The organism is Psychrobacillus sp. 05T411 (assembly GCF_056396485.1).
The window spans coordinates 25,555-38,175 of sequence record NZ_JBFTLO010000029.1; the positions used below are offsets into that span (position 1 = coordinate 25,555).

General features: G+C 35.0%; 15 protein-coding genes and 2 pseudogenes. 15 read left to right on the forward strand and 2 right to left on the reverse strand.

Annotation, left to right across the window (positions count from 1 at the left end; all coding sequences use genetic code 11):
* Position 1 precedes the first annotated feature (1 nt).
* The 6 genes from AC1DFT_RS17285 (at position 2) to AC1DFT_RS17310 (ending at position 5,449) form a co-directional block, all read left to right on the forward strand.
* Positions 2-529 carry a hypothetical protein gene (locus AC1DFT_RS17285; RefSeq protein ID WP_478160300.1) on the forward strand — a complete coding sequence of 176 codons (528 nt, stop codon included), beginning with the start codon at positions 2-4 and terminating at the stop codon, positions 527-529.
* A gap of 66 nt (positions 530-595) precedes the next feature.
* Positions 596-1,267, forward strand: coding sequence for a response regulator transcription factor (locus AC1DFT_RS17290; RefSeq protein WP_478160302.1), 672 nt, complete (start codon positions 596-598; stop codon positions 1,265-1,267).
* A complete protein-coding gene (locus AC1DFT_RS17295; protein ID WP_478160304.1) occupies positions 1,267-2,634 on the forward strand; it encodes a sensor histidine kinase in 1,368 nt (455 codons plus the stop codon). Before AC1DFT_RS17290 ends, AC1DFT_RS17295 begins: the two co-directional genes overlap by 1 nt.
* A gap of 124 nt (positions 2,635-2,758) precedes the next feature.
* A complete protein-coding gene (locus AC1DFT_RS17300; RefSeq protein WP_478160306.1) occupies positions 2,759-3,427 on the forward strand; it encodes a phosphatase PAP2 family protein in 669 nt (222 codons plus the stop codon).
* A gap of 60 nt (positions 3,428-3,487) precedes the next feature.
* Positions 3,488-4,102: a DedA family protein gene (locus AC1DFT_RS17305; RefSeq protein WP_478160308.1), complete on the forward strand. Its 615-nt coding sequence runs from the start codon at positions 3,488-3,490 to the stop codon at positions 4,100-4,102.
* Between the two features lie 141 nt (positions 4,103-4,243).
* Positions 4,244-5,449: a COG4705 family protein gene (locus tag AC1DFT_RS17310; protein WP_478160310.1), complete on the forward strand. Its 1,206-nt coding sequence runs from the start codon at positions 4,244-4,246 to the stop codon at positions 5,447-5,449.
* Positions 5,450-6,082: 633 nt separating this feature from the next.
* Here the strand turns inward: AC1DFT_RS17310 and ku are convergent.
* Positions 6,083-6,580, reverse strand: a pseudogene (gene ku / locus AC1DFT_RS17315) (non-homologous end joining protein Ku); the annotation flags it as partial.
* On the opposite strand from ku, the pseudogene ligD reads away from it, so the two are divergent.
* The 7 genes and pseudogenes from ligD to AC1DFT_RS17350 all read left to right on the forward strand — a co-directional run.
* Positions 6,581-6,865, forward strand: a pseudogene (ligD, locus tag AC1DFT_RS17320) (non-homologous end-joining DNA ligase LigD); the annotation flags it as partial. It abuts the pseudogene before it with no gap.
* A gap of 83 nt (positions 6,866-6,948) precedes the next feature.
* A complete protein-coding gene (locus AC1DFT_RS17325) occupies positions 6,949-7,170 on the forward strand; it encodes a transcriptional regulator (RefSeq protein WP_478160312.1) in 222 nt (73 codons plus the stop codon).
* Positions 7,171-7,374, forward strand: a complete 204-nt coding sequence (locus tag AC1DFT_RS17330) for a LexA family protein (protein ID WP_478160314.1) — start codon at positions 7,171-7,173, stop codon at positions 7,372-7,374.
* On the forward strand, positions 7,371-8,630 hold the full coding sequence (locus AC1DFT_RS17335) for a Y-family DNA polymerase (RefSeq protein ID WP_478160316.1): 1,260 nt from the start codon (positions 7,371-7,373) through the stop codon (positions 8,628-8,630). The genes AC1DFT_RS17330 and AC1DFT_RS17335 overlap by 4 nt, the downstream gene beginning before the upstream one ends.
* Before the next feature lie 16 nt (positions 8,631-8,646).
* Entirely contained in the window at positions 8,647-8,979 is a 333-nt protein-coding gene (locus tag AC1DFT_RS17340; protein ID WP_478160318.1) for a YolD-like family protein, read from the forward strand.
* A gap of 15 nt (positions 8,980-8,994) precedes the next feature.
* Complete coding sequence (locus AC1DFT_RS17345; protein ID WP_478160320.1) at positions 8,995-9,204, forward strand: hypothetical protein; 210 nt, start codon at positions 8,995-8,997, stop codon at positions 9,202-9,204.
* Between the two features lie 619 nt (positions 9,205-9,823).
* Positions 9,824-9,934 (forward strand): YjcZ family sporulation protein, encoded by a 111-nt coding sequence (locus AC1DFT_RS17350; RefSeq protein ID WP_478160322.1) that lies wholly within the window; start codon positions 9,824-9,826, stop codon positions 9,932-9,934.
* Positions 9,935-10,390: 456 nt separating this feature from the next.
* Here the strand turns inward: AC1DFT_RS17350 and AC1DFT_RS17355 are convergent, their stop codons facing one another.
* On the reverse strand, positions 10,391-10,783 hold the full coding sequence (locus AC1DFT_RS17355; RefSeq protein WP_478160324.1) for a DUF1259 domain-containing protein: 393 nt from the start codon (positions 10,781-10,783) through the stop codon (positions 10,391-10,393).
* A 605-nt stretch (positions 10,784-11,388) separates the two neighbouring features.
* On the opposite strand from AC1DFT_RS17355, the gene AC1DFT_RS17360 reads away from it, so the two are divergent.
* Both AC1DFT_RS17360 and AC1DFT_RS17365 read left to right on the forward strand, forming a co-directional pair.
* Positions 11,389-11,931, forward strand: a complete 543-nt coding sequence (locus tag AC1DFT_RS17360) for an RNA polymerase sigma factor (RefSeq protein ID WP_478160326.1) — start codon at positions 11,389-11,391, stop codon at positions 11,929-11,931.
* A partial coding sequence (locus tag AC1DFT_RS17365; protein ID WP_478160328.1) for an anti-sigma factor family protein occupies positions 11,921-12,621 on the forward strand: 701 nt, incomplete at its 3' end. The genes AC1DFT_RS17360 and AC1DFT_RS17365, both read left to right, overlap by 11 nt.

Genomic DNA, 12,621 nt, shown 5'->3' on the forward strand with positions numbered 1-12,621 from the left:
GATGAAGAAAGTATGGATTAGTTTCGCTTTTCTCTTCTCCTTTCTGATGGTGACGCAAACAAGTGGGGTTGCATTTGCACAAGATACGATAGATATTAAGATTCTATCCCCTGATGCCGTGGAAAACTACCCAGGTCTTGAAATGACTGTGCAAGCTGAAATCACCAATCGATCGAATATAGAACTGAAAAATTCAATGGCTTATATTACGATGGCAGATATCGGGAAACATATGACCGTAAATTTAGAGGATTATGGTGCAGATGTACCTATTTTACTCGATACATTAAAGCCTCAGCAATCCGTAATAGTTGAATTACCAATTCGTTTTGTGTATACAAGTCAGTATAAGTTGTATGTAACAGTAAGTAGTGACGACGATCAACAAATCCATTCAAGTGAGTCGATACCAGTGCATATTTTAGGAAATACACAAATTAATCCACTTTTTGTGCAAATTGTATCGATCGCAATGCCAGTGATTTTACTTCTATTACTATTTTTCATTACAAGAAGAAAAAAACGATAAAGAAATTTGTCTGTCCTACCATTGTTCGATAACATGGAGGTAAGTTAATTCGTGGGAGGGTTCACATTGAAAAAAGTACTAATCATTGAAGACGAGGAAAGCATTACAGAATTTCTAGTGTTAGAACTTAAACACGAAGGCTTCGATGTGACGGTTTTCCATGATGGTAGAGATGGATTAGAAGCAGCGCTAAATAACCATTTTGATCTTATACTTTTAGATTTAATGCTACCACATTTAAATGGCATAGAAATTTGCAGAAGAATTCGAGTAGTAAAAGAAACACCGATTATTATGCTTACTGCTAGAGATAGCGTGATGGATCGTGTCATGGGTTTAGATGTTGGGGCGGACGATTATATGTCAAAGCCTTTTTCAATAGAAGAACTTTTGGCAAGGATGCGTGTAATTTTTCKGAGAAATGAACGACATGAGGAAAACATCGTGAAACATTTAATATTCAAAGAAATTGAAGTAGACACTATTTCACGGACCGTTAAGAAAGGGGAAGAAGAGATTCCCTTAACCAAAAGAGAATATGAACTCCTCTTAATGTTTTTACAAAATGTGAACCGAGTACTCTCTAGGGAATTGATTCTTGAGAAAATTTGGGGATACGAGACAGAAGTAGAGACGAATGTGGTCGATGTATATGTACGATATTTGCGAAACAAGATAAATAAAGAAAATGACAACTATATCCACTCTGTCCGTGGAATTGGCTATGTGATGAAATGATGAAAAACTTAAAGTTAAAAATGAAAATTGTTTTATGGGCGACTGTTCTTATGATTGGTTTGTTTGTTTCTTATAATATATTGCAGTATTTTGTGATGAACAGCTGGATGATTCATTATGAAGAGCAATCCATTGAAAAGAAAATGAATACTATACAAAATTATTACTCCAATCAAAAACTATCTGTACAATTCATTAAGGAAAATGAATCATTTATCAATTCGATTAACGAGAAATCGGAGACGATTCGCATCTTAGATAAAGAGGGAAAAAGTATCGTGGAAGTAAGTGAAGAAGAATTATTGCATGTACCTTCCCAATTAGTTCAAAGTGAACAATTTGAGCTAGTCACATCAGGCGATGACCGTTTGCTTGTATATCGTGAACCATTAGTGGATACGAATTATGTAGGAACAATTGAAATCGTAAGAAATATGGAGATTTTCGATGGGCTATTAGAACAATTTAGCCTTGTTATGTTTTTAACAGGAATTGGTGCAGTATTTTTGAGTTTAGTGGGAGCACTTTTTCTTTCTAAACAAATAGTTAGACCAATTCAAGCTATTTCTCATTCACTTACTAGAATCAAAAAATTTGGTTTAGAAGAAAGAGTGAATGTTCCACCGGCACAAGATGAAATTTCTGAATTAGCGATTCATTTTAATGAACTAATGGATCAATTAGAAACTTCTTTCAATCAACAAAAACAATTTGTAGAAGATGCTTCTCATGAATTGAGAACCCCTTTATCTGTATTGAATGGAAACTTAATGATGTTGAATAGATGGGGAAAAGATGACCGGGAAGTGTTAAATAAATCATTGGCTTCTTCTTTGAGAGAAGTGGATCGCATGGACAAATTGGTGAAGGATTTATTAGAACTTTCCAGACTTGATTCGGAAAAAGCAGTTGATGCCACGATTCCTATGATCAATCCAATAAATGTTATTGAAAAAGTAGTAAATGACTTCGAAATGACGCACCCGGAATTTATGTTTTCTCTTCAATTATTTGATGGCACTCTTCTTCCAATGAAAGAGCAACATTTGGAACAACTACTTACGATATTAATCGATAATGCAATTAAGTATTCAAATGATGACAAAAGAGTAACGGTACATTACCAGCATCGGGAATTAACTATTCAAGATTTTGGAATCGGAATACCGAAAGAAGATGTACTACACGTAACAGATCGATTTTATCGAGTAGAGAAATCTCGCAACCGAAAAAAGGGCGGATATGGAATCGGATTATCTATTGCATTAAAGTTGATGGAAACATACAAGGGAAGTTTAGTGATTGAAAGTCAGTTAGGTAAAGGTACTTCTGTAAAACTTGTATTCCCAAAAACAAAAAACACTTAGAATGAAGCGAACTAGTGAAACTTAAAAATCACATTTTGCTATGTGTTATCCATATTTGCAAAGTCTCATTGGACAAAAAAAGAAAAAAATCTTCTAAGAATAGATGGAGTCAGGAGTTGTCAGTATGAGATTAACTGGGTATTTATTGAGTGCTTTTATTATTGGTTTAGTTTCACTTATCGGTTTTAGTTGTATGGCTATTTTAATTAGGGGACATAAAATAGTTCAATTTGATCAATACGTGATTTCCTTTATACAAGGTTATGAATCACCAACTTTGACCTCAATAATGAAATTTTTTACGTACGTCGGATCGTTTCATATTGTGTTTGGTATTTTTGTTTTAGTAGTTTTTTTTCTTTATTTTGTATTAAAGCATCGCTCGGAACTCTTATTGTTTGGTACTGTTGTTATTGGAACGCCCATCATAAATCAGGTCTTAAAACAATTCTTTCATCGAATGAGACCAGATTTGCATCGATTGATTGAAATAGGAGGCTATAGCTTTCCTAGTGGACATGCGATGAATGCTCTTGCAGTTTATGGAATTCTTTCATTTCTGTTATGGCGTCATATTCCTTCACGTTTAGGGCGCACTACTTTGATAATAATTAGTACTATAATCGTTCTCATGATTGGTACCAGTAGGATTTATCTAGGGGTGCACTATCCGAGCGATATTATTGGAGGTTATTTTGCCAGTGGATTTTGGCTTACTATTTCTATCTATTTTTTCCGAAGATATAAAGAAAAGCGGATTACGAGGGGAAATTTATCCGAAAGCAAATATTAACTTATTATAGCAATTATATGTATGCGATTGTTAAATTTTATTAGTACAAGGAGCATTAAAATGGAAAACTGGATTACTGAAGTAATGAATGCATATGGGTATATAGGGATTCTTCTCTTGATAGCTGTAGAGAACATTTTTCCACCTATTCCTTCTGAAGTGATTTTAACGTTTGGCGGCTTTATGACTACCACATCAAGTATGAGTATTATCGGGGTGATTGTTTTTTCTACAATTGGTTCAGTGGTTGGAGCGATTGCGCTTTATGGTATAGGTTTACTGGTTGATGTAAAAAGACTAGAAAAAATTGTTAATAAATGGGGGTGCCTTTTAAGATTAACCTCAAAAGACATTCATAAAGCAAATGCTTGGTTTAATAAATTCGGAGTTTGGGCGGTATTTTTCGGGAGACTTGTTCCTTTGGTTAGAAGTTTAATCTCAATTCCCGCTGGTATGGCTCATATGAACTTTATCGTATTTTTACTTTTTACGACAATTGGTTCTTTAATCTGGAATAGTGTATTAGTAATTGTTGGAGCAAAGGTAGGTTCTTCCTGGAGTACGATTGTTAGATATATGAATACTTATTCCAATATAGTATTATTCCTATTGACAGTAATGTTTGTATTCGTTATTTTCCTTTATTATAGAAAAAGAAAGAGATCGCACGATTAATAAAAGAGCATATATGAACCACTGTGGGAGAAACAGCGCAGTCTTACTTAATGATTAACTTGGATTTGGATGGGTATCCTTATTTAGAGAGAGAAACAAAATTAAGTTGTGGGAAACCATTTTAAAGAAAGGAAATTATATATGCAAGAAAACCAAAATAAAATGAAAATTTTACTTAACAAAGTGCCACAAGTGACGATTTTCTTTTGGATCATCAAAGTTTTGTGTACAACTGTCGGTGAAACATTTGCTGATTTCATCAATTTCAACATTGGACTTGGTTTAACTCTTACTACCATAATTATGGGAGTTGCGTTTTTTGTTGCATTGTTTTTTCAATTTAAAGCAAACAAATATGTTCCAGCCATTTACTGGGTAACAGTTGTTCTTATAAGCGTATTTGGAACACTGGTAACGGATAATTTGACAGATAATATGGGCGTACCACTTGAGGTTAGTACAGCTGTTTTCTCCATGCTCCTAGGACTAACTTTTCTATTTTGGTATCTTAGTGAAAAAACACTATCGATTCACTCGATTTTTACTAGAAAAAGAGAAGTTTTCTACTGGCTTACGGTCCTTTTCACCTTTGCACTTGGAACAGCGGTCGGCGATTTATATTCCGAACAACTTGGTTTTGGTTATCTTAACACAGGAATAGGTGTTGTTGTTATTATTGCTCTTGTTTTCTTAGCTTATAAATTTTTGAAACTTGACGGGGTCTTAGCTTTCTGGATTGCGTATATTTTAACTCGTCCGCTTGGAGCGTCACTTGGAGATTACCTATCTCAACCAAAAGTAAATGGCGGATTAGGACTCGGGACAACCGTTACGAGTGTGATTTTTCTGATCGCTATTTTAGCGATCATCGTTTTCCTTGCCGTTTCAAAAATTGATGCAAATGCTAAAAGTGATATAGCGGAAACAAACCAAAGTAATGTAAATAAGAAACATGTTCTAACACAAACGATTGTTGTACTTGTAATTTTCTTAGTTGTTGGTATAGGTGGTTATAACTGGCGCAGTAATAATATTGCATCACAAGGGGCCGCAGAGCAAGCTACATTAGCAGGCCAATTAAACGATTTTGTTGAAATTGAAAATGATATGCTAAACGCTGTAAATAATAATGACTTTGCTTCAGCGAAAAAAGGGGCAGATGAATTGGAACATCAATGGGACACACAGGTACCTAAGCTTCGAAAAATCGATGGCGCTACATGGACGAAAATTGATGGAACAATTGATGTTGTATTAGCAAAAGTTCGTTCTTCGAATCCTGATATAAACAAGGTTAAAACAGCACTTAACAATTCACTTAGTACCATAAACGCAGCAAATAAATAATAATCTTAGGAATCGCCAATCGCGGTTCCTTTTTAAATGGACTCTTATTAAACTAAACGTTAGTAATAGGTAAGCATTTGAAGTGATCTCCAGCTTTCCCCTACTCCACACGGAACGTGCCAGTTTCCAAGCATTCCGCGCTCCATCTATCGATGGTATTGTTAATTATAAGTTCCAAGTTACTCTTCTTGATTTGGGTTATTTGATTATTTCTAGCTCACATTTTTCTCGATATTTATTGATTTTTTCTAACATCGATTCGGTGATGCCCAAAGACCACAACTAAGGCGTTAGCAAGATGGACGAATTAGCTGGGAAATAAGGTTTTCAATTGATGGTCCTCATGAGAATTTTTATTATATGCAGCCAGACGAGCTAGATATAGAGAAACCGTTTAATGTGCTGGATTATAGTTTGGATGACGTTAAGTTAATGTACTCTGAATTCAAATATCTTTATGATGGATATAATCCAATTGAGTATTATATAAAAATTATGCCTTTTGGCTCTCATAAGTAATACTACATAAGTATGTCGCAAAGAGTGGATGGGGTTCCTTCTTCTTTTGTTGAATTGTGGATGAAGGTTCATAATAGAAAACGACCTTCTCAATACGAGATGGTCGCTTTTTAACTATGATGTTTTCGCTACTTTTTTCTTTCTTGTAGCCGGTTTCTTCTTTTTAGCAGTCTTATCAAGTGATGCTTGAAGAGCCGACATCAGGTCAGTGACATTGTCAGAAAGAGGTTGTTTATCACTCACAGACACCGTATTGTTACTAGCTTTTTTCTCCTCTATTAACTCCATCAACGCAGGGCGGTATTCATCCGTATACTTCGCTGGATCAAATGCAGTGGTTAATTGGTCCACAAATAAAAGAGCGGTATCCAATTCTTTTTGAACAACTGTCTCTTCACTTGGAATAGTCGGGACATCTGCAGTACTTCGAACTTCATCTGGGAAATGGATTGTCTCCATTACTAACGTGTCTTCATATACCCGTACAACCGCTAATTGTTCTTTAGATCGTATGATAATTTTCGCAACACCTATCTTGCCTGATTCTTTTAATGTTTTTCTCAAAAGCGAATACGCCTTTCCTCCGGTAGTATCGGGTGAAAGAAAGTAAGTACAACAGAACGACTTAAAAAGAATCGTGGCAATAAATTATATTTGGATTATGTGCAGCATCGAGAAGGAAAGACAATCGTTGCACCATATTCACCTAGAGGGAATGAGGCGGGACTTATCGCAACTCCTTTAAATTGGGATGAGGTGAACGACACACTCAAACCTACTTTGTTTACCATCCCAGCAGTCCTTGAACGATTAAAAAGAAAAGGGGATCCATTCCGTAATTTTCGACATGAAGTAAATTCAAATAACTTAAAAGATTTAATTGACAAATTGAAATAATTTAATAAAATAAGCAAAAACCACTAATTACCATTGATTAAAAAACATATGTTCGTATATACTAAAAAAAGGAGGGAACGTTTGTGCGTATTTTATTGGAGAAGCATTTCAATCGTGGTCAGATTGTTGAATTGATGTATCACTCAAAGTCAGGTGAGATAAGCAAAAGGAGAGTGAAGGTCATTAAAATTCAAAGCGATTCATTTCAAGCATATTGCTTTATGAGAAATGCGAAGCGACCATTTCTAATTGAAAATGTACTTGCATACGTTCCTGTAATTAATAAAGAAAGAAGTGTGATCTAGATGGGTAAACGTCAAAAGGAAATTTATGAGTTCATCAAACAGTATCTCGCCAAAAATAAATATGCACCTTCTATTAGAAAAATCACTACTGCAGTAGCTCTTAAATCAGTTTCGACCACTCACGGACATCTTGATCGATTAAGAAAAAAAGGATATATCGATTTTATTAATTCATCTCCACGAACTTTACAAATAATCCGATGATAGACTACAGCCGGTTGCCTAATCGAAGCATCGCCTGTATCGATATGATGTCTTTTTATACGTCTTGTATTGCTGTCTTACATGATTTAGATGTAAGAACTGTACCAATAGCAGTAGTAGGTAATTTCGAGCAAAAAGGATCAATTGTTTTAGCGGCTTCCCCAGCAATGAAAAAACGATTTCGAGTTAAAACAGGGACACGGCTTTTTGAGATACCTAACCATCCAGATATACGTTTATTTGAACCTAAAATGAGTTATTTTCTTGAAATGTCGATGGCAGTAACGGAAATTTTGAATAAGTACGTACCTCCGGAAGCAATTCATGTTTACTCAGTCGATGAAAGCTTTATTGATCTAACTGGTACGGAAAAACTTTGGGGACCACCGGAGAATACGATTCGTGAAATCCAAAAAGAAATATTGGAAACTTTACAATTGCATTCTACGGCTGGCATGGGGCCAAATATGTTAATGGCGAAACTTGCGCTTGACTTGGAGGCCAAAAAGAGCGGTTTCGCGAAGTGGACGTATGAAGTTGTCCGAACTAAATTATGGCCTGTCAGTACTTTAAGTGAAATGTGGGGAATTGGTTCACGTACCGAAAAAACGTTAAATAATATTGGCATCACCTCAGTAGGACAGTTAGCGCAAACTCCACTTCAAATATTAGAAGATAAATTCGGCATTATGGGTAATCAGCTTTACCATCATGCATGGGGTATCGATTTATCCGATTTAGGAGCACCTTTAGAAGAAGGGCAAATTAGCTACGGTAAAAGTCAAATTCTAATGAGAGATTATAATACATTGGATGAAGTAAAGGCAGTCATCCTGGAAATGTGCGAAGATGTGACTAAAAGGGCACGGGATACTTATCAAGCAGCTAGAACGATTACATTGGGCGTAGGATATAGCAAAAATGCTTTTGGTGGTGGATTTCAGCGGGCTAAAACAATCTATGAAGCGACGAATGATACGATGACGATTTACAAAGTGTGCTTAGATTTACTAAGTGCGAATTATGACCACAGACCTGTTCGACAATTGTCTATCTCCATTACAAAACTAGAAGACGAACACTCGATGCAACTCAGCTTGTTCGAAAAAGACAATTGGAAAAAACGAAAATTAGCTGCAGCTATGGATAGCATTAGAAACAGATTTGGATCAGCAGCTTTATTACGTGCAGTATCTTTCACTCCCGCAGGTACAGCGGTTAAGAGGTCGAGTATGGTCGGCGGACATAAAGGATAGAAGAGGAGACAATTGTATGATAAGAGACCGCGGGATGAAAAAGTGGGCAGGGATGATGTTGCCAGAACATGTTCGTTTATTGCAAAAGCGTAAAGAAAATTTAACGAAGACAAGACGTCCAGAACTAGATGAACAAGAGTTACAATCGTTGCAAGAAATCCTTAGCAGACTCATGAAAAGCGAAACGGAAGCTGATTATAAAGTTTGGATTGATGGTGAATTTGACACTCATCGAGGCACTATCACAAAAATAGATGAATACAACCGATTAATTCATTATATTAATCCTTTCAGCACTCCGCAAGAGCCGCTGAAAATCGACCAAATTGTAGATATTTATCCATTATAAATTGAGGTGTTTATATTGAACGTATTGAACGAAGAACAAAAAGCAAAGCTGTATGAAATAGTAGATATCTTGGAAGGCAAAGCACCAAGGGAAGTGCTGATAGGAGCAATTGAACAGATACAACAAATGGACTCCAATCAGGTAGAAGGATTGGTTGCCTTCTTTGAACTACTAAACAAATTTGATGTAGCTGAACCTTATTACTACAAGACCACCAACCAGTGAAATAGAAGGTGGTTTTACTGTTTATATGAACAATTCGTGTTGACCTGGTCCTGTTTAAACGGAAAGAAACGAAACTTTAATGATAAAATAATAGCTAATTTGATGATTATCGGATTTCTTGTAATTGTAGGATATAAATTTTTGACAGGGACGTTTTAAAATAATATAAGCCCAACCACAAAAATCTATGGGAGAGCTAATATTTATTTATTTTGTACTATTAGAATCACCAACATTGTATTTATTTCTTCTTATATTTTTCACCCCATGTTCACTCCAATTTTATAAACAGCGTATGTATTCTTATATAAAACATTTTCCGTTCGACCTAGTATTCTCAAGCTCTTTGTTAGTTAATGATAAACAATACTGCTGTAGTACATTATCAGAACGRCAGTTCATCCGTGGGGGAGAGAACAATATTTGAAGATGTATTAATAGTGTTTAGGAAATCATATACCCCCCAAAAAACGAGGAAATTTATTTGAAAACATCGATCAGTCGTGCGTAGACTTGTTCGGTGTTTTTATATTTTTATTCGCTATGAGATAAATTACCTTATCCATATTTTAATCTTTTCATAATCTATAAATAGTAATAGGAAAGGAGGGGGTATAAGATGTCTGGAGGATATGAAGGTGAATATGGTGGAAGACGCAATTCGAATTTTGCGTTGATCGTTGTTCTATTTATCCTACTTATTATTGTAGGAGCATCATTTATGTACTAAAATGTGTAATTATGAAGATTATTTAGTCAGAAGAAAGTTTCAGCTACGATGAGCTTCACGATTAAGTCAATTGGTAATGTAAGTTAATAAAATCGAGATACTATCCGCCTGTTTTTCACTTCACTAAAAAAGTGACTTTCTCTTTATTGAGTTGGTAGCTTTTTTTTTGCTAAAAAAAATTTATTTTATATGTATTCGATTTTACGAAAACCTTCTATTTTAGTGGTCATGTGAAAACGGAGTGCAGTTGGCGGGCCATTTAGTAATGGGCCAGTACCCCAGTGTTTCACACGCAAAGCAAACCACCAGTTATACTGGTGGTGCTGATTTTTTGATTTTTTGGAATTAAGGTTGTTGGTCAACTATTTAGGTTTCTCCAGTTTTTTCTAATTACTTCTCATTAGACTTCACAATGTCATCGAATTTATCCATTTTCAATCGATTTCATCACTAAAACTAATGTCTTAAGACACTAAACGCTTCAGCAAACTTTCGTGCAAAAGCTAATGGGGACTCTACCGATTGAAAGTGGACGTATAAGATAGTCGGATTCGTGAAAATCCAATGATTATGAATAGCACTTACGATTAAATTATTTCTAACTAGAGCACTAACGAATGGGGGAAGCTCTTCTTGAAGAACAGCTACTTCGCCAAGATTAAGGGCATTTCCTTGCGTGTTCAAAGATTCAAACGATATGCCAGCTGGTAAGGCACTACGACTAGGGAATCCCTGAATAGTAACATGAAGGTTACGTTCGAGTTCTACAGAACAAACACCATTTTTAAAAGTAGGATTTCCGTTAACAATTTGAGCGAATTGACTGCAAAGGGTTGGGAAATTTTGCACTAAAGACACCTATCCTTTTATATCAAGATATGAATTCTTCTAAAAAGTTTAGAACACGGTTCATATATAAATCGAAGTTAGGAGGCGTGACTAGTATAGGATGGAATTGGCAACAGGGTTAAGTGGAGAAATTGCAAGCAATCTTCGTCTTAAACCTTGTTCTGTCCAGTTATTTTATAGTTAGAAACTTTACATGAAATTGGTAAATGATATTTATAAAGAATGTTAAAATCACCTTTCTAGTTTTCTGAGAGGTGATTTTTTGTTGGATATTTATATTAAAATAGCGCTGTGGATTGTGAAGGGTTTCACTCAAACTAACGGGAGTTTAGTTTAATAAGAGGTATTTATAGAAAATTATCGAAATAGTTATTACATAAGCATAATTCAATCCATTATTATCAAATATAAAAAATAGAGACAAAGAGATTATTTTTTAAAATTATTTAGCCGTCTTTCATCCATTTTGGATAAAAGACGTTTTTTTAATTCGATAAACCAGTAAATAAATTTTCCTTAAATAGAAAAATCAAAATCAAATTTTACCAAATTTTTTTGAGAGGAAATAGAGATTTGTTCGTTATAGTAGTAAGGAGGTGAATCGGATGGAGATGGATGAAGTGATTGCACGAGTAAAGAACGGAGAAGAACATTACTTTGCACACGTTATCAAACATTATGAACAGAAAGTATTTAGCACTGTTTTACGAATTGTCCGTAATCGTACTGTTGCAGAAGATATCGTTCAGGATATTTTTATAAAAGTGTACTATAGCCTACATAAGTATAAAAAAACTGGGTCATTTAATGCATGGCTCTATCGAATTGTGGTCAATAATTGTTTTGATCATTTACGAAAACACAAGTATCAAACGACACCAATGGATATAGAAGTAACGGATAGTCGTTATCCGGAAAGTATATTGTTATTACAAGAAAAAAATGAGCAATTAGAGCAGCTTCTTCAGCAGTTAGATGAAACCGAATATTTTGTATTGTTATTGAAATATGTGAATGGACTTAGCTACGATGAAATCGGGCATGTGCTACAAATTTCTTTAAACGACGTTCGTAACAAACTGCACCGTAGTAAAAGAAAACTAAGGACAATCGGAACGACAAAGGGAGGTTTTTATTATGAAATGTGAATCGAACATATTGGAAGATTATTTAGAAGGTTTTTTAGAAGGTAATGAGCAACAAAAAGTGGAAGCTCATTTGCAATACTGTAAAAATTGTCAGAGTGAATATAAGCAATTAGTAAACGAACAAAAAACATTATTTGCACAGCTCAATAAGCCAATGATGACACATAGTCAGGTTGATTCCATTATGAAACGTATTCAAACATATACAAAGCGTAGAAAATCTTGGCATACATTAAAAATTACTGTAATAAGTGCAGCAGTTATTATGTTAAGCTTCGCACTTTATTATTGGAATCGTACACCGTATGAGGAAGCACAGAAGATTGACGAGCCAACTCAATTAGCTGAAGCTAACAGTGAGCAGAAAGACCTTTCAACAGCTGAACAAGTCCCTAGCTTAAATGAGCCGTTTTTGGATGTTTCGATTGATGAAATTGTAGAAAATGGAGACAACATTGATATTCATTTTCGAGTCAAATTCAAGGATGAATACCAGCAATATTACGACAATTTATACGAGCACATTCGAACTCGATATCAATATAAAGAGAGTGCTGACCAATTGCAACTCGATCATACGCAAGACGACTTTTTCGGTAAAATGAGAACAGAAATTCAATATGCGATTAGAAATGAAGCAGGACAATTAATTAAAAGCACAAAGTATTTAGAAGGTGAACAACCTATGAT

Coding starts and splice junctions, on each gene's coding strand:
- AC1DFT_RS17285 (WP_478160300.1), top strand. CDS start 2: ATGAAGAAAGTATGGATTAGTTTCGCTTTTCTCTTCTCCTTTCTGATG.
- AC1DFT_RS17295 (WP_478160304.1), top strand. CDS start 1,267: ATGAAAAACTTAAAGTTAAAAATGAAAATTGTTTTATGGGCGACTGTT.
- AC1DFT_RS17300 (WP_478160306.1), top strand. CDS start 2,759: ATGAGATTAACTGGGTATTTATTGAGTGCTTTTATTATTGGTTTAGTT.
- AC1DFT_RS17305 (WP_478160308.1), top strand. CDS start 3,488: ATGGAAAACTGGATTACTGAAGTAATGAATGCATATGGGTATATAGGG.
- AC1DFT_RS17310 (WP_478160310.1), top strand. CDS start 4,244: ATGCAAGAAAACCAAAATAAAATGAAAATTTTACTTAACAAAGTGCCA.
- AC1DFT_RS17330 (WP_478160314.1), top strand. CDS start 7,171: ATGGGTAAACGTCAAAAGGAAATTTATGAGTTCATCAAACAGTATCTC.
- AC1DFT_RS17335 (WP_478160316.1), top strand. CDS start 7,371: ATGATAGACTACAGCCGGTTGCCTAATCGAAGCATCGCCTGTATCGAT.
- AC1DFT_RS17340 (WP_478160318.1), top strand. CDS start 8,647: ATGATAAGAGACCGCGGGATGAAAAAGTGGGCAGGGATGATGTTGCCA.
- AC1DFT_RS17350 (WP_478160322.1), top strand. CDS start 9,824: ATGTCTGGAGGATATGAAGGTGAATATGGTGGAAGACGCAATTCGAAT.
- AC1DFT_RS17360 (WP_478160326.1), top strand. CDS start 11,389: ATGGAGATGGATGAAGTGATTGCACGAGTAAAGAACGGAGAAGAACAT.